Genomic DNA, 15,600 nt, shown 5'->3' with positions numbered 1-15,600 from the left:
AAAAAACAAAAACAAATCCTTATTTAAAATAATTCTAAATAAATTTTGTAGATATAGTCTTAGTAGATATATTTGCCAAAAATAACACTATTTTTAACAAGTCTAAATAAATATAATGAAATATATTTTAAGTTCAGTACTGTTTTTGCTGATAATAGCAAACACTAATGCTCAGAAAACTACAATAAAAGGAAAAGTTGTAGACAATTACAAAAACCCTTTAACAGGAGTAAGTATTCATATTAAAAGTTCAAAAAAGGGAGTTGAATCTGATTTTGATGGAAATTTTGAAATTAAGGATATTCAAAAAAATCAAACAATTGTATTCTCTTATATTGGTTTTAAAACAAAAGAAATTACCATAAGTAATAATACAGATTTAGGTACTATTATTTTATATGAGGGTAATGAATTACTACAAGAAGTAGTACTTAGATCTAAAAACAATTCTTTTTCTAGAAAAGAAACTGCTTACGTTTCTAAACTTCCTTTAAAAGACATGGAAAATGCACATGTGTATACTACTGTTACTTCTGCTTTATTAGAATCTCAAGTTGTAACAAACTTAGATGAGGCTATGACTAATGCAACAGGTATTTATAAATTATGGGAAGGAACAGGTAGATCTCCAGGAAATGGAACTGCCTATTTTTCTTCAAGAGGATTTAGTGTACAACCAAGAATGGTAGATGGTGTTGCAGGGGTAACTTTTAGTGCAGTTGATCCATCATATATTGAAAGAATAGAAGTTATAAAAGGGCCTTCTGCTACATTATTTGGAAGTACAGAAACTTCTTTAGGTGGTTTAATTAATGTAGTAACTAAAAAACCTTTTGAAGGTAAGGGAGGTAGTGTATCTTACACAGGTGGTTCTTTTGGTTTAAATAGAGTTTCTTTAGATTACAATACACCATTAGGAAAAACAAACGCTCCATATTTTAGAGTAAATGCATCTTATTTAACTCAAGATAGTTTTCAAGATGCAGGTTTTAAAAACACGTTTTTTATTGCACCTTCTATGTCTTACAGAATTAATAATAGATTAAATGCTTCTGTTAATTTAGAATATTCGCAAACAGAATCTACCAATCCTTCTATGCTATTTTTAAGAAATGGAATACCACTTGTTGCTACTAATATTGATGAGCTAAATATTAATCCAAACAAATCATTTACCTCTAATGATATCACTTTAAATAATTCAACTTTTAACACAAGAGCAATTTTTGATTATAAAATATCTGACACTTGGACATCTCAAACTGCTTTTTCTAGTAGTTATGCACAAACTGATGGTTTGTATCAATACCAATTTGATGGTGGTGCTAGTGGTCTTTTATTATTATCTTCAATTACAGGTCAATTAAATAATTTAGGTTTAGATGCTGCAACTTTAGGCTACATAAATTCATTACTAGATCCATTAGTAAATCCAATGTTATTAGAAGCTTCTTCTCTATTAACAACAGAGTCTTTTACACGAGTTTATAGTGAAAGAGATGCAAGTGAAACAAGATTTAACTTACAACAAAATTTTACTGGAGATTTTAAAATTGGTGATGTTAGAAATAGATTGGTTTTTGGTGTAGATTATATTAGTAATCAAAGAAATAGTAAAAATGTTAATGGTAACACAGAAATTACTTCTTCATCAAACTTTCCACAATTAATAGCCACTTTAAATGCTTTAGGTTTATCTCCTTTTTCAGATGCTATAGAGAGCAATTTTTCTTCTTTTCCTTATTTTGATGCTTTTATAGCTGCAAATGGAGATGTAATTCCTTCTACATTTACACCAAATGCTACCTATTTTACAGATGCTAAAAATGTTCAAGAAAACTTTGATCAATTAGATCCTTTTATTAGCAATTTAAAATCACAAACACTTGCAGCTTATGTTTCTGATGTAATTAATGTTACACCTGCATTAACTGTTAATGTTGGTTTACGTTTAGACCATTTTATTCAAGATGGTAATTTATCTACTAAAGCAGATGATTATACAAAAACAACTTTATCTCCAAGTGCTGGTATTTTATACCAACCTATAAAAGATAAAGTATCTGTATTTGGAAACTACCAAACAGGTTTTGTAAACAATAACTCTATTGTGAATCCTGATGGAACTACTAGTGTTTTTCAACCAACCAAAGCAGTTCAATTTGAAGGTGGTGTAAAAACAAATCTAATTAATGGAAAATTAAATTTAGGCGCTAGTTATTATCACATTACTGTAAATGATTTTACAACAAGTGATCCTTATGCACTATTATTTAATGTAACTATTGATATGGCAGAAAGTATAAGTAAAGGTTTTGAATTTGAAATAAACACGAGTCCTATAAAAAACCTTAACATTAGAGCTTCTTATTCTTTGAATGATAGAAAATACACTGATGTATATAGTGAAAAAGCAATAGACCCAATAACTGGTATTACAGGAAGAGAAGTTATAGAATATTTAGACAGAAGACCAACAGAAGCAGGTGCAGAAAACTTATACAACTTTTGGGCAGACTATAAATTTGACGAAAATAGTTTTGCAAAAAACTTTGGTTTAGGTTTTGGTTTTAATGGTGCTTCAGAAAACTTAACAAAAAACAACTCTGTAGCTGGTGTTTTTACAATACCTAGTTACACAATTTTTAATGCTAGTTTATACTATAATGTAGATAAGTTTAGAGTAGCGTTAAAAGCAAATAATTTTACAAATAAAATATACTATAATGGATGGACAACTGTTAACGCACAAGCACCTAGAGCGTTTTTAGGAACAGTTAGTTACTCATTTTAAAATAAGTTTTTTAGTTGATTTTAGTAAACTGCAAAGCTCTAAACAACTGTTTAGAGTTTTGCTACTCTAATAAAAAATATGGTTAGTCTTTTAATTTTTACAATTTTAATAGGGAGTTATTTTTTGTACAATACTTCTAAAAAAGTTCAATTAGATAAAAACGTCTTTATAGATATTTGGCTACAAGAAAATATAAAAAAAACAAAATATTTAAGTCTTTTAGTTTTATTTATAACACTTACATTTTCTCTATTTTTTTTCGGATTAACAAGTGGTTTTCTCTTTTGGATTTTTACTTTATCTACAATATTAAGTTTAATTATTGTTTTGTATCCATTAAAAATATTTACTAAAAAACACATTATAGTTCTATGTATTACCTCTCTAATTCTAGAAACAATTTTAAACCTATAAAATGCCTGCAAACAAAAAGTATTTAACAACTAACTCATGGCAAAAATTTGCTAAAATAACTGCAGGAATAATAGGAGGTTATATAATAACTGCACTTTTTCATTTATCATTAGCCTTATGGTTACCAAACCATAAAGAAGTTTTAATAACATCTATTTATACTGTTTTTATTCTTTGGGGAGTATTATTAATTATTCCTTATTTGTTTAAAAACGGATGGAAAGTTTGGGCTTTATATCTATTAATATCTGTGCTTCTTTATGCTATCTACTTTTATGGAAAACAACAAAATCCTTTTATATAATGAGTAAAAGAAATTATAATGTATTTTTTAATACACACACAGTAAGTGGCATTGTAATAAGTGTAGCTCTTTATGTAATTTTCTTTGCTGGTGCTTTTTCTTTATTTAAAGACGAAATTTCTTTATGGGAAGAGGGAAAAGAAGTAAAACATATTGAGAAAAAAAATGTAGATTTTGATAAAATATTAAACAATCTAGACAAAGAGTACAATTTAACAGGTAGAGATTTACAATTAAATCTAAATTTTAAAAGTGATAAAATTTCTGTTGCTCTTGATATACAAAAAGACTCAATTAACAATAAAATTGACCTTGAAAGAAAGATATTTTTTATAGGCACCAATACTTTTGAAGAAAAAACTTATGAAGAACAATATAGCTTAGGAGAGTTTTTATATAGATTACATTATTTTAGGCAACTTCCTTTTATAGGGCAATATTTATCGGGTTTTGTTTCGCTATTTTTTTTATTTGCTATTGTAACTGGTGTAATTATACATTGGAAAAAAATAGTTTCAAATTTTTATCAATTTAATCCAAAAGTAACTTTAAAACGTATTTGGACAGATTCTCATACTGCTCTTGGAATTATTGGTTTACCTTTTCAATTTATATTTGCAGTAACAGGAGCCTATCTAGGCATAGGTATTTTAGTACTCTTACCTGCCACATTTTTATATAATGGTAATCAAGATAAATTAATTGAAGATGTACGTCCTGCAAGAAAAAATTATGAGTGGGTAAAAACAACCAATCAAGAAGTTTTTAGCTTTAATTCTTTTGCTAAGAAAACAAACGATACTTGGAATGAATTTCATTTAACAAGAGCTTTTATAAGAAATTATAAAGGCAATAATATGGAGTATGTTTTAATTGGAGAACTAAGTGACCAAGAAAAATATATTGGTATTGGTAGAATTGTTTACAATGCTTACACAGGTAAAATTGAAGAAATTAAAGACCCCAATAAATTAAGTTACCTAGAAGATTCTCAAAGATTATTAGCTAGATTACATTTTGCAGATTTTGGCGGATTCTGGGTTAAAATCATCTATTTTATACTGGCTTTTATTACCTGTTTTGTAATTATAACTGGAGTCTTAATTTACATAGAAGCACGTAATAAAAAAAGCATGACTCTAAAACAACGTTTGTACACCACAAAAGTTGGTCATTTTTATTTGGCAATTTGCTTGTCTATGTTTCCTATTACAGCTTTATCTTTTCTTTTAGTAAAGTTATTGCCAGAATCTTATATGAACCAAAGAATGGACATATTGTACTTTTTCTTTTTTACAACTTGGTTCATTGCAACTCTCTATTTTAGATACAAAAGAGATAATTATTTTACCAACAAAACAACCTTATTATCTGGTGCAATTTTAGGTATTTTAATTCCAATTGTAAACGGTATTGTATCTAATAATTGGATTTGGAATACATATAAGAATAATCAAATAGAAATTTTCTCTGTAGATATTCTTTGGATATTCTTATCTACAACAGCTTTTCTAGTGTATTTAAAAATTAAACCTACAATTAAAGAACAAAGTGCTTTTACCAAACATCCAATAGATTATAAAAACAGAAAACAATTGTTGTTAGAAGAAAAAAGCAAAACAACTTCTAAAATAGAAAAAACATCAAAAACAGAAATAAATAAAAACGAAATACCTATGAAAACAAAAATTGTAATCCTTTGGCTATTTTTAGGAATGGGTTGGATTGTACACCACATGTATGGCCTTTTTAACATCTATTATAATGAAACTTTAATTTTAGAAAACGCAACAGGAGAAGCGCCTTTAGCACATCATATTTATAGAATTATTTTTGAAGGTCTTTGTTTGTTTTTTGCTTTATTAACCTTAGAAGTTTCTAAAAAATGGTTTATTTGGATGTCTTTTATTTGGGCAATAATTGCTGGTATTTACAACATTTATCACTTTATAGAAGCTATCATATTAGAAAGTTCTAACATATCAGAAATATTTATGTTAGCTCTAGTTTCTACTGCCAGTGTTTTCTTAATTAGAAACTTAAATCTCTGGAGAAAAGCATAATAATTTTTCATAAAAAAACGATGTGTCAAAATTCAGAAATTATAGCAAGGGTAAAAAACGGAGAACTTTCTTTTTGTAAGGATTGTAATACATATGCTTTAACTTTTAATAATATTTTCTTTCAATTTACAAAAGATCAACTTTATAAATTTAAATATTACGTATCACAAATAGATGTTTATTATTGGTTAGGTTTTAAGGATTATTATGTTCAGAAAAGAAAAATACCAATTCCTACTTCTCATCAAAATTTAATATTAATATTTGATTTAAATGAAATTAAAGCATTACGTATTTTACTAGGTATTGATAATAATTATAAAAGTGACCTAATTGATTTTACAGAAATTGATTATCCTATGCTTTTAAATTAATTAAAATAACGACTATCAACTCTAAGTGTTAAGTAGGATTACTCTATCTTTTTAACTACAGCTTTAGGTGCTTCTTTTCTAGTTCCATCAAAACCATCTACACCACCAACTGTTGTGTATTTCATTACATATTTTTTATCTGGAAATATTCTTTGATAAGCACTTTGACACATTAATGTAGCTTCATGAAATCCACATAAAATCAATTTTAATTTTCCTGGATATGTGTTAACATCTCCAATGGCATAAATACCAGGAATATTAGTTTGATAATCTAAAGCATTGTTAACTTTTATGGCATTTTTTTCTATTTCTAATCCCCAATTTGCAATAGGACCTAATTTTGGTGACAAACCAAACAATGGAATAAAATGATCTGTTGCAATAGTAAATGGTTCTTCACCCTTTTTTACAACAGAAACACCAGTTACTTTATCTGTTCCTACAATACCTTTTACTTCTGCAGGAGTTATCATTCTAATTTTACCTTCGTCTTTTAATTCTTGTACTTTGTCTACAGAATCTAAAGCACCTCTAAACTCATTTCTTCTATGAATTAAAGTAACCTCTGAAGCAACATCTGTTAAAAAAATAGACCAATCTAAGGCAGAATCACCTCCACCAGAAATAACTACTTTTTTATTTCTATAAAACTCAGGATCTCTAATAATATACTCAACTCCTTTATCTTCAAAATCTGCAATATTAGGAATTGGCGGTTTTCTAGGTTCAAAACTTCCTAAACCTCCTGCAATTGCTACAATTGGAGCATGGTGTTTTGTTCCTTTATTTGTAGTTACTATAAAAGTACCATCTTCTTGTTTTTCTACAGTATCTGCTCTTTCTCCTAAGGTAAATCCTGGTTCAAATTGTTTAATTTGTTCCATTAATTTATCTGTTAAGTCACCAGCTAAAATTTCTGGATAAGCAGGAATATCGTAAATTGGTTTTTTAGGATAAATTTCTGAACATTGCCCTCCAGCTTGTGGAAGTGCATCAATTAAATGACAGCGTAACTTTAATAAGCCAGCTTCAAAAACAGTAAATAAACCTGTAGGGCCAGCTCCAATAATTAAAATATCTGTTGTTATCATACCATTAAAAATAAGAGTTGTCCAAAAATAACCAAATCAAATAATTCTAAGTGTGACAAAAGTCACATAAGAATTACCCTACATTAATTACTTCTTTAATTTGTGGAGCATACTTTTTTACTGTTGCTTCTACTCCGTTTTTTAATGTCATTTGATTTACAGAGCAACCTGTACAAGCACCTTCTAATTGTACTTTTACAATAGTATCTTCTATAGATAAAAGTTTAATATTACCCCCATCACTAATTAAAAAAGGACGGATTTCATCTAAAGCTTTTTCTACATTACTTAGTGTTTCTTCTGCTGTCATAAATCTAATTTATTTTGTGCTACATCCACTCATAGTTGTAATTCTAACAACTTCTGTTGGAGGCAAATTAGCATTTCTTTTTAATAATTCTGAAACCATTTCTTTAGTAATATCATTAAATGATTTCTCTAAAATTGTACCTTCTTGTAACGCTACTGGATGACCAACATCTCCAGATTCTCTAATACTTTGTACCAATGGCACTTCTCCTAAAAATTTAGTATCAATATCTTCTGCTAAATTTTTTGCTCCATCTTGTCCAAAGATATAATATTTATTATTAGGTAATTCTTCTGGAGTAAAATATGCCATGTTTTCTATGATTCCTAAAACTGGTACATTAATGTTTTCTTGTTTAAACATTGCAACCCCTTTTTTAGCATCTGCTAAAGCAATATTTTGAGGTGTACTTACTACAACTGCACCATTAATTGGTAAAGCTTGTACAATAGATAAATGTACATCTCCTGTTCCTGGAGGTAAATCAATTAAAAGAAAATCTAATTCTCCCCAATCTGCATCAAAAATTAATTGATTTAAGGCTTTAGAAGCCATAGGACCTCTCCAAATTACTGCTTGATCTGGATCTGTAAAAAACCCTAAAGACAATAATTTAACACCATAATTTTCTATCGGTTTCATTTTAGAACGACCTTCAACTTTAACAGAAAGTGGTTTTTCTCTTTCTACATTAAACATAATGTGCTGAGAAGGACCATAAACATCTGCATCTAAAACACCTACATTAAAGCCCATTTTAGATAATGCAATAGCTGTATTAGCAGTTATAGTAGATTTACCTACACCACCTTTACCAGATGCAATTGCAATAATATTTTTAATATTAGGAATTTCTTTTCCTCTAATTAAGTTAGGATTTTCTTTTGGAGCAGCTGCAACTACTTTTAAATTGATTTTTACATCAATATTTTCATCTACTTTAGATTGAATTACTTTTGTAATTTCTGTTTCAATTTTCTTTTTAGCCTGTAAAGTAGGATTGCTTATAGTAACATCTACAATTACCTCATTGCCAAAAGTTACTACATTTGTAACATTATTATTTTCTATTAAACTCTTACCCTCACCAGGAGCTGTAATAGTTTCTAATGCTTTATATATATCTTGTTTTTTAAAACTCATTTTAGAGATTTTAATTTATTTAATTTTTAGACTTACAAAGATACTTTTTTTAAAAAACTTATTAATGAAATATATGCAGTAAATACTATTATTAAAATATTTTAAATCAGACTTATATACCATTTTAAAAAAAATTTATTATATTTAGAAAAATAATTTAATCCCCCAAAATTATGAAAAGCACAAACACCCTAAGGTCTGTGATATTCTTACTGTTTATTTCTTTTAATTTTCAGACTTCTTTTTCTCAAGATTTAGCACAAAGTATTTACTTAAAACCTGTGTCTAAAATGTATTCTATTTCTAATGATATAGTTGTAAACAACGCTGTCTTAGAAGATGGCAAATACACCTACAAGTTTAGAGAAAATGATATTTTAATAGAAATTAAAAATGGTATTTATTACGAATATCACCCTAAAAATGAGTTTATTAAAGCTAAAATTGATTGGATTTCTGAATATGAATACAAACTTATTATTGTAGATATTGAAAGAAGAGGTGTTCCTTTTAAGGTTGGTGATGAACTTACTGCAGAAATTGTAAAAATTAAAGGAGATGAATACTTTTATACTTCTCGTTTTAATAACAAAACTGGAAAAGGTAGTTTTAAAAAAGTAAAATAAAACTAGTTTTAAAAATAAATTCAACTCCTAATTTTAATCGATTAGGAGTTTTGGCATTTTAGTTTATCGAAAATTTATTGCAATTCATCATTAGAAAATTGTTTTTCAAACGGTAACAAAAAACTACTTCATTATCTAAGTATACTTTCGCACAGAATTTAAAAACAAATATTTTGAAACGTAGAAAGCAACTTATTTTTATTACTTTATTAATACTAATTTCTTTTAATTATCAAACATCTTTTTCTCAAGATATTGCACAAGTAAGCTACTTTAAAACAGATGCTAAAATTTATTCTATTGGAAATGACTTAGAAGTTAAAGACGTTGTTTTAGAAGATGGAAAATACACCTATAACTTTCGTAAAAAAGAAATTTTAATTGAAATTAAAGATGGTTTTTACTACGAATATCATCCTAATAACAAATACATTAAAGCAAAGATTAAATGGTTGTCTAAATACGAATACAAACTCGTAATTACAGATATAGAGCTAAATGGTTCTTCGTTTAAAGTGGGTCAAGAATTGACCTCAGAAATTACAAAAATTAGAAACAATCAATATTTTTATAATTCGCGTTTTAAAAATAAAACTTATAAAGGAAGCTTTATCAAAATTAAATAAACTTTGCCTCCACTTTCTAATTAAAATCTCATCAAATTTTGATGGGGTTTTTTATTTTACACAAACAAGAATTAGTGCAATTCATTAGTTGGATTCCAAAATATTTTTTCAAAATCTTGAATTTGATTTTCAACAACTACAACACCTTCGCTTTCTAATAATTGTTGCATTAAGTTGGTACCATCAAAGTGATGTTTACCTGTAAGAATACCTTTTCTATTTACTACTCTATGAGCAGGAATATCTTCTAAATAATGTGCTTTGTTCATAGCCCAACCAACCATTCTTGCAGATCTTGCTGCACCTAAATAAGTTGCAATTGTTCCATAACTCGTAACTCTACCATGAGGAATTAAACGTGCTATTTTATAAACTTTATCAAAAAAATTATCAGATTCTTTCACGAAGTGAAGATATAAAAACCTACTAATATTTCAACCTAAATTGAATATAAGTAATTGGTTTTCCTACTTCTAAATATTGATTTTCATAGAAAGTTTGGGTTTCTGTTACTTCTTTTGGAGCTCCTTGATTTTTATATACATTATGATTTGCATATAAAATTTCATGTCCTTCTCCATGTAATAAACCCAAAGTATAACCATGCATAAATTCAGAATCTGTTTTTAAATTCATGATTCCTTCTTCATTTAAAATATGATTATATTTCTTTAAAAAACTAGAATTTGTCATTCTATGTTTGGTGCGTTGAAATTTAATTTGTGGATCTGGGAAAGTTATCCAAATTTCAGACACTTCATTTTCTGCAAAAATAAAATCTACCAATTCTATTTGAGTTCTAACAAAAGCTACATTAGGTAAGTTCTCTTCTATTGCAGTTTTTGCTCCTCGCCAAAAACGAGCACCTTTAATATCTATACCAATATAGTTTTTATTTGGATTTTTTCTTGCTAAGGCTATAGTATATTCTCCTTTACCACAACCTAACTCTACAACAATAGGATTGTTGTTTCCAAAAAAAGAATGCCACTTACCTTTATGAGAAAAACCTGTTACAACTTCTTCTCTTGTTGGTTGAATGACATTTTTGAACGTTTCATTTTCTTTGAAACGTTTTAATTTGTTTTTGCTTCCCAATGTGTAAAATTAAGCTCTGTCTTCAGTTCCTTCTTTTACAAATTTTCTAGATTGTCCCATCCAATAAGCGAATAAAACTAATAAAACTACTAGAAATCCCCAGTTTACGGCGTTAGAAACCCACCACCCTAAATCTGCATGTGCTACACTTGTACGTAACCACTCAAAAGGAAGAAATAATAAATCAGTAAATAAACTACCAATCCATCTAAAAATATTGCTTGCTATCATAACTTAATTATCTTTACACTGCAAAAATAACAAAAGAAACAATGCTAGCCAATTTTTTAGAGAAATCTAAACCAATCAATTTTATATTCTACTTAGGATTGTTTTTTAGTTTCTTCCTATTTTCTGTTTTTTCAGACCTTTTTAATGAGAATTTTACATGGATTAAAGCGCTAGAAAATATATCTTTTTTAATGCTTTTTTTAGCAATTTTTTTCTTTTATCATTTTGTAGTAACTAAAAACAAACTAACGTTTGATAATTCTTATGCTTATTTCATATTTACCTTAGGATTAGCTTTATTTACAACTGTTCTTTTAGATTTTAAAACGTTGTCTTCTATATTAATTCACCTTCTTTTTTTAAGAAAACTATACAGTTTAAGATCTTCTAAAAATGTAATTCAAAAAATATTTGATAGTGGTTTTTGGTTGGGTATAATGTGTATTCTAGAACCTTCTTCTTTACTTTTTATAATTCTAGTTTATGCAGCAATTTTATTACAACAAAAGCTAACCATTCATACATTATTAACACCTGTTTTAGGGTTTATTTCACCTATAATAATCTATTTTGCTTATTTATTATGGCAAGATTCTACTTTTGCTTTCACAAAAATAATTAACCTAGAAATTAGTAATAATTTATCTATTTATACAGATAATTATTTCTTCTACATCTTTTTAACAACACTTTTACTTACAATTTGTGCTGTTTTATTAAAATCGCCAAAAGCTTTATCTGTAAATAATTCATTTAAAAAAAGTTGGCTTCTTTTAATTATCAATTTAATTATTGCAATATTATTTGCTTTAATAGTATCTAATAAAAACGGATCTGAAATTGTTTTATTTTTAATACCTGCATCTGTAATAATTGCAAATGGTTTTGAAGTTATTCAAAAAAACTTCATTAAAGATATCCTTTTTAGCTTATTAATTGCAATAACAGTTATAACTTATTTTTGGTTATAATTTAGACCCAAAAGCTAAATCTCCAGCATCTCCTAAACCAGGAACTATATAACCTTTATCATTTAACTCACTATCTATTGCTGCAATCCATAAATGAGTATTTTCTGGGAATTTATCTTTTATAAACTCTATTCCTTCTTCAGACCCAATTACAGCAACAATATGAATTTCTTTTGGAGTACCGTATTTTTTTATTGCTTCTAAAACTGCCACTAAAGACTGACCTGTGGCTAACATTGGATCTGCTAATAATAAAGTTTTATTATTTATAGAGGGTGATGCAAAATACTCTACCACAATTTCAAACTCTGCATCATTATTTGGGTGATTACGATAAGCAGAAATAAAGGCATTTTCTGCATCATCAAAATAATTTAACAATCCTTGATGCAAAGGTAAACCTGCTCTTAAAATAGAACATAAAACAATATCGTTACTAAGTAATTGCTCTTCTTTTTTTGCTAAAGGAGTTTCAATATTAATACTAGAATAAGATAATTGTTTACTTAATTCATAACTTAAAACCTCTCCTATTCTTTCTATATTTCTTCGAAAACGAAGTGAATCTTTTTGAATTTTTACATCTCTAATTTCCGATATAAATTTATTAAGAATAGAATTCTCTTTTTGTATGTGATGAATTATCATTTGTATATTTTATATTAACAAATGTAAAGAAATTGCTTAAAATTTGTATCTTGGCATTACACAAAAAATCAAAATATTAACAAAAAAATCAAAAAAAATGGGAATTTTTTCATTCATTAAAAATGCAGGAGCAGCAGTTTTCGGCATTGGAAAAACAACAGAAGAAGAAAATGCAGAAAAATCGAATCAGTTAAGAGAAATAATTACTGGGTTAAACCTAGAAATTAAAGACTTAGGTATAGAGGTAGATGATGATGCTGTTAAACTAACAGGAGAAGCTGCAGATATAGCAACTAAAGAAAAAGTTGTTATTGCTGTAGGTAATACAAATGGTGTTTCATCTGTAGATGATAGCTTAACAGTTGCAGAAATAGAAGTTATAGAAGAAGCTGCAATGGCTCAATTTCATACTGTAGAAAGTGGAGATACTTTAGGTAAAATTGCAAAAAATTATTATGGTAATGCAATGAAATATCCAGTAATTTTTGAAGCAAACAAACCAATGTTATCACATCCAGATAAAATTTACCCTGGTCAGGTTTTAAGAATTCCACCTTTAGTGGACTAATCAAAAGTTAATCAACCAAAACTTTAAGAGTTTCAATTAAATTGAAGCTCTTTTTTTATGCTTTTAATTGTTATTTATAGCTCTAAAACAAGTAGATAATTCTGTTAAATAAAAACTATATTTGCAGTTCATCTAAAACGTTGATTTTATGATTCAATCTATGACTGGTTATGGTAAATCTGTATTACAGCTACCTACTAAAAAAGTAACCATAGAAATTAAATCTTTAAATAGTAAAAACCTAGATTTAAACGTTCGTATTCCTTCTTATTACAAAGAAAAAGAATTATCTGTTCGTAAAAAACTAGCAAAAGCTTTAGTTCGTGGTAAAGTAGATTTTTCAATTTTTGTAGAAATGACTGCAGATGAAACTTCTACTACAGTAAACCATGGTGTAGTTAAAGATTACATGCAACAACTTAGAAATGTTGTTCAAACAGGTTCTTCTGATGATGTAGAGTTATTAAAAATGGCTGTTAGAATGCCAGATGCATTAAAAACAGAACGTGAAGAATTAGATGAAAATGAATGGAATCTTATCAATGAAAATATTGACATCGCTATAAAAGAAATTGTACAATATAGGATTGATGAAGCTGCTTCTTTAGAAATTGATTTTAAAGAAAGAATATCAAACATTAAAATATATTTAGAAGAAGTAAAAGCTTTAGATGGAGATAGAGTAGAAAACGTAAAAGCAAGATTAAAAAAAGCTATTGATGACCTAAAAGTAGAAACTGACGAAAATAGGTTTGAACAAGAACTTATTTATTATTTAGAAAAGTTAGATATTAATGAAGAAAAAGTTCGTTTAGCAAATCATTTAGACTACTTTTTAGAAACACTTGCAACACCAGATTCTAATGGAAAAAAATTAGGCTTTGTAATTCAAGAAATGGGTAGAGAAATTAACACTACTGGTTCTAAGGCAAATTTTGCACCAATGCAAAAAGCTGTTATTCAAATGAAAAACGAATTAGAACAAATAAAAGAACAAATTTTAAACGTATTATAATTAGTTATTAGTTGAGGATTTTTGGTTATTCGTAAAAAAACCATCAATCAAAATCTAATAATCAAAAACAACTATATGTCAGATTTTAAAGGAAAATTATTCGTCTTTTCAGCACCTTCTGGTTCAGGTAAAACAACTATTGTGCGTCATTTATTAAGTCAAGAAAAATTTAATTTAGAGTTTTCTATTTCTTGTGCCTCTAGAGATGCCAGAGGAACAGAAAAACATGGTGAAGATTATTATTTTATTACTTTAGAAGACTTTAAAAGTAAAATTAAAAATGATGAATTTTTAGAGTGGGAAGAAGTTTATAGAGATAACTTTTACGGAACTTTAAAAAGCGAAGTAGAACGTATTTGGGCGTTAAAAAAACATGTTATTTTTGATATTGATGTTGTTGGAGGTTTAAGAATTAAAAAGAAATTTCCAGAACAAACTTTAGCTGTTTTTGTAAAACCACCAAGTGTAGATGAATTAAAAATTCGATTAAAAAAGCGTTCTACAGAAAGCGAAGACAAAATTAACATGCGTATTGCAAAAGCATCTGTAGAGTTAGCAACTGCTCCTCAATTTGATACAATCATTAAAAATTACGATTTAGATGTTGCTCTTAAAGAAGCAGAAGAATTGGTTGATGATTTTTTGAAATAATAAAAAGGCATGAAGTTGGAAATGTGAAGTTGGGAAAACAAAACCGACTCTTCAAACTCCCTTCTTCAAACTTCAAACAAAAGTTATGAGTAAAATTGGTCTTTATTTTGGTACTTTCAATCCAATTCATGTTGGGCATTTAATTATTGCCAATCATATGGTAGAGCATTCAGATTTAGATGAAATTTGGATGGTAGTTACACCACACAATCCTTTTAAAAAGAAAAGTTCTTTGCTAGACAATCATCATCGTTTTGAAATGGTATATAAAGCAACTGAAGATTACCCAAAAATTAAACCTTCAGACATAGAGTTTAAATTAGCTCAACCCAATTATACAGTACATACTTTAGCTCATATTTCTGAAATACATCCAGAAAAAGAATTCTGTTTAATTATGGGAGAAGACAATTTAAAAAGTTTACATAAATGGAAAAATTATGAAACTATTTTAGAGCATCATCACATTTATGTGTATCCAAGAATAGCAGATGGTATGGTTGAACATCAGTTTAAAAACCACTCAAAAATTCATAAAGTTGATGCACCAATTGTACAAATATCTTCAACTGCAATTAGAAACGGAATTAAAGACAAGAAAAACATAAAACCACTTTTAACAAAAGAGGTTTGGGAATATGTAGATGAGATGAATTTTTACAGAAAATAA

General features: G+C 27.7%; 18 protein-coding genes. 11 read left to right on the top strand and 7 right to left on the bottom strand.

Annotated features, from left to right (window positions below; genetic code table 11):
* Positions 1-115 precede the first annotated feature (115 nt).
* The 4 genes from MPF13_RS02975 to MPF13_RS02960 all read left to right on the top strand — a co-directional run bounded on the left by MPF13_RS02975 (position 116) and on the right by MPF13_RS02960 (position 5,949).
* Positions 116-2,794 (top strand): TonB-dependent receptor, encoded by a 2,679-nt coding sequence (locus MPF13_RS02975; RefSeq protein WP_249980827.1) that lies wholly within the window; start codon positions 116-118, stop codon positions 2,792-2,794.
* A 415-nt stretch (positions 2,795-3,209) separates the two neighbouring features.
* Entirely contained in the window at positions 3,210-3,512 is a 303-nt protein-coding gene (locus MPF13_RS02970; RefSeq protein ID WP_249980826.1) for a hypothetical protein, read from the top strand.
* Entirely contained in the window at positions 3,512-5,575 is a 2,064-nt protein-coding gene (locus MPF13_RS02965) for a PepSY-associated TM helix domain-containing protein (protein ID WP_249980825.1), read from the top strand. Before MPF13_RS02970 ends, MPF13_RS02965 begins: the two co-directional genes overlap by 1 nt.
* 20 nt (positions 5,576-5,595) lie before the next feature.
* Complete coding sequence (locus tag MPF13_RS02960) at positions 5,596-5,949, top strand: DUF6686 family protein (protein ID WP_249980824.1); 354 nt, start codon at positions 5,596-5,598, stop codon at positions 5,947-5,949.
* A gap of 38 nt (positions 5,950-5,987) precedes the next feature.
* Here the strand turns inward: MPF13_RS02960 and MPF13_RS02955 are convergent, their stop codons facing one another.
* The 3 genes from MPF13_RS02955 to MPF13_RS02945 all read right to left on the bottom strand — a co-directional run bounded on the left by MPF13_RS02955 (position 5,988) and on the right by MPF13_RS02945 (position 8,496).
* Positions 5,988-7,043: an NAD(P)/FAD-dependent oxidoreductase gene (locus MPF13_RS02955; RefSeq protein WP_249980823.1), complete on the bottom strand. Its 1,056-nt coding sequence runs from the start codon at positions 7,041-7,043 to the stop codon at positions 5,988-5,990.
* Between the two features lie 73 nt (positions 7,044-7,116).
* Positions 7,117-7,353 (bottom strand): NifU family protein, encoded by a 237-nt coding sequence (locus MPF13_RS02950; protein WP_249980822.1) that lies wholly within the window; start codon positions 7,351-7,353, stop codon positions 7,117-7,119.
* A 9-nt stretch (positions 7,354-7,362) separates the two neighbouring features.
* Positions 7,363-8,496 (bottom strand): Mrp/NBP35 family ATP-binding protein, encoded by a 1,134-nt coding sequence (locus MPF13_RS02945; protein WP_249980821.1) that lies wholly within the window; start codon positions 8,494-8,496, stop codon positions 7,363-7,365.
* Positions 8,497-8,669: 173 nt separating this feature from the next.
* On the opposite strand from MPF13_RS02945, the gene MPF13_RS02940 reads away from it, so the two are divergent.
* Complete coding sequence (locus tag MPF13_RS02940) at positions 8,670-9,122, top strand: hypothetical protein (protein ID WP_249980820.1); 453 nt, start codon at positions 8,670-8,672, stop codon at positions 9,120-9,122.
* A 173-nt stretch (positions 9,123-9,295) separates the two neighbouring features.
* Entirely contained in the window at positions 9,296-9,748 is a 453-nt protein-coding gene (locus MPF13_RS02935) for a hypothetical protein (protein WP_249980819.1), read from the top strand.
* Positions 9,749-9,819: 71 nt separating this feature from the next.
* Here MPF13_RS02935 and MPF13_RS02930 read toward each other — a convergent pair whose 3' ends face one another.
* Genes MPF13_RS02930 through MPF13_RS02920 form a run of 3 tightly spaced genes read right to left on the bottom strand, consistent with a single transcriptional unit; the run spans position 9,820 to position 11,077 of the window.
* Complete coding sequence (locus MPF13_RS02930; RefSeq protein ID WP_249980818.1) at positions 9,820-10,152, bottom strand: MGMT family protein; 333 nt, start codon at positions 10,150-10,152, stop codon at positions 9,820-9,822.
* Between the two features lie 22 nt (positions 10,153-10,174).
* Positions 10,175-10,846 (bottom strand): tRNA (guanosine(46)-N7)-methyltransferase TrmB, encoded by a 672-nt coding sequence (gene trmB, locus MPF13_RS02925; protein WP_249980817.1) that lies wholly within the window; start codon positions 10,844-10,846, stop codon positions 10,175-10,177.
* A 9-nt stretch (positions 10,847-10,855) separates the two neighbouring features.
* Positions 10,856-11,077 (bottom strand): DUF6341 family protein, encoded by a 222-nt coding sequence (locus tag MPF13_RS02920; RefSeq protein WP_249980816.1) that lies wholly within the window; start codon positions 11,075-11,077, stop codon positions 10,856-10,858.
* Positions 11,078-11,118: 41 nt separating this feature from the next.
* Here MPF13_RS02920 and MPF13_RS02915 point away from each other — a divergent pair, with 41 nt between their 5' ends.
* Positions 11,119-12,048 (top strand): DUF6427 family protein, encoded by a 930-nt coding sequence (locus MPF13_RS02915; protein ID WP_249980815.1) that lies wholly within the window; start codon positions 11,119-11,121, stop codon positions 12,046-12,048.
* On the opposite strand, the gene upp is transcribed toward MPF13_RS02915, so the two are convergent.
* Entirely contained in the window at positions 12,043-12,696 is a 654-nt protein-coding gene (gene upp, locus MPF13_RS02910) for a uracil phosphoribosyltransferase (RefSeq protein ID WP_249980814.1), read from the bottom strand. The two genes, MPF13_RS02915 and upp, sit on opposite strands and share 6 nt — an antisense overlap.
* Positions 12,697-12,793: 97 nt before the next feature.
* Between upp and lysM the strand changes: the two genes are divergently transcribed.
* The 4 genes from lysM to nadD all read left to right on the top strand — a co-directional run bounded on the left by lysM (position 12,794) and on the right by nadD (position 15,600).
* Positions 12,794-13,264, top strand: a complete 471-nt coding sequence (lysM, locus tag MPF13_RS02905) for a peptidoglycan-binding protein LysM (protein WP_249980813.1) — start codon at positions 12,794-12,796, stop codon at positions 13,262-13,264.
* Between the two features lie 148 nt (positions 13,265-13,412).
* Positions 13,413-14,279: a YicC/YloC family endoribonuclease gene (locus MPF13_RS02900; RefSeq protein WP_249980812.1), complete on the top strand. Its 867-nt coding sequence runs from the start codon at positions 13,413-13,415 to the stop codon at positions 14,277-14,279.
* A gap of 75 nt (positions 14,280-14,354) precedes the next feature.
* On the top strand, positions 14,355-14,930 hold the full coding sequence (gmk, locus tag MPF13_RS02895) for a guanylate kinase (protein WP_249980811.1): 576 nt from the start codon (positions 14,355-14,357) through the stop codon (positions 14,928-14,930).
* 85 nt (positions 14,931-15,015) lie between these two features.
* Positions 15,016-15,600: a nicotinate (nicotinamide) nucleotide adenylyltransferase gene (nadD, locus tag MPF13_RS02890; protein ID WP_249980810.1), complete on the top strand. Its 585-nt coding sequence runs from the start codon at positions 15,016-15,018 to the stop codon at positions 15,598-15,600.

This window comes from Polaribacter sp. Z022 (assembly GCF_023555495.1).
Taxonomy (GTDB): Bacteria; Bacteroidota; Bacteroidia; order Flavobacteriales; family Flavobacteriaceae; genus Polaribacter.
This window is presented reverse-complemented; position numbering and strand designations above follow the sequence as displayed.

Excerpts from the sequence above, each read along its gene's own strand:
- MPF13_RS02975 (WP_249980827.1), top strand. The coding sequence starts at position 116 with ATGAAATATATTTTAAGTTCAGTACTGTTTTTGCTGATAATAGCAAAC.
- MPF13_RS02970 (WP_249980826.1), top strand. The coding sequence starts at position 3,210 with ATGCCTGCAAACAAAAAGTATTTAACAACTAACTCATGGCAAAAATTT.
- MPF13_RS02965 (WP_249980825.1), top strand. The coding sequence starts at position 3,512 with ATGAGTAAAAGAAATTATAATGTATTTTTTAATACACACACAGTAAGT.
- MPF13_RS02960 (WP_249980824.1), top strand. The coding sequence starts at position 5,596 with ATGTGTCAAAATTCAGAAATTATAGCAAGGGTAAAAAACGGAGAACTT.
- MPF13_RS02955 (WP_249980823.1), bottom strand. The coding sequence starts at position 7,043 with ATGATAACAACAGATATTTTAATTATTGGAGCTGGCCCTACAGGTTTA.
- MPF13_RS02950 (WP_249980822.1), bottom strand. The coding sequence starts at position 7,353 with ATGACAGCAGAAGAAACACTAAGTAATGTAGAAAAAGCTTTAGATGAA.
- MPF13_RS02945 (WP_249980821.1), bottom strand. The coding sequence starts at position 8,496 with ATGAGTTTTAAAAAACAAGATATATATAAAGCATTAGAAACTATTACA.
- MPF13_RS02940 (WP_249980820.1), top strand. The coding sequence starts at position 8,670 with ATGAAAAGCACAAACACCCTAAGGTCTGTGATATTCTTACTGTTTATT.
- MPF13_RS02920 (WP_249980816.1), bottom strand. The coding sequence starts at position 11,077 with ATGATAGCAAGCAATATTTTTAGATGGATTGGTAGTTTATTTACTGAT.
- MPF13_RS02915 (WP_249980815.1), top strand. The coding sequence starts at position 11,119 with ATGCTAGCCAATTTTTTAGAGAAATCTAAACCAATCAATTTTATATTC.
- upp (WP_249980814.1), bottom strand. The coding sequence starts at position 12,696 with ATGATAATTCATCACATACAAAAAGAGAATTCTATTCTTAATAAATTT.
- lysM (WP_249980813.1), top strand. The coding sequence starts at position 12,794 with ATGGGAATTTTTTCATTCATTAAAAATGCAGGAGCAGCAGTTTTCGGC.
- MPF13_RS02900 (WP_249980812.1), top strand. The coding sequence starts at position 13,413 with ATGATTCAATCTATGACTGGTTATGGTAAATCTGTATTACAGCTACCT.
- gmk (WP_249980811.1), top strand. The coding sequence starts at position 14,355 with ATGTCAGATTTTAAAGGAAAATTATTCGTCTTTTCAGCACCTTCTGGT.
- nadD (WP_249980810.1), top strand. The coding sequence starts at position 15,016 with ATGAGTAAAATTGGTCTTTATTTTGGTACTTTCAATCCAATTCATGTT.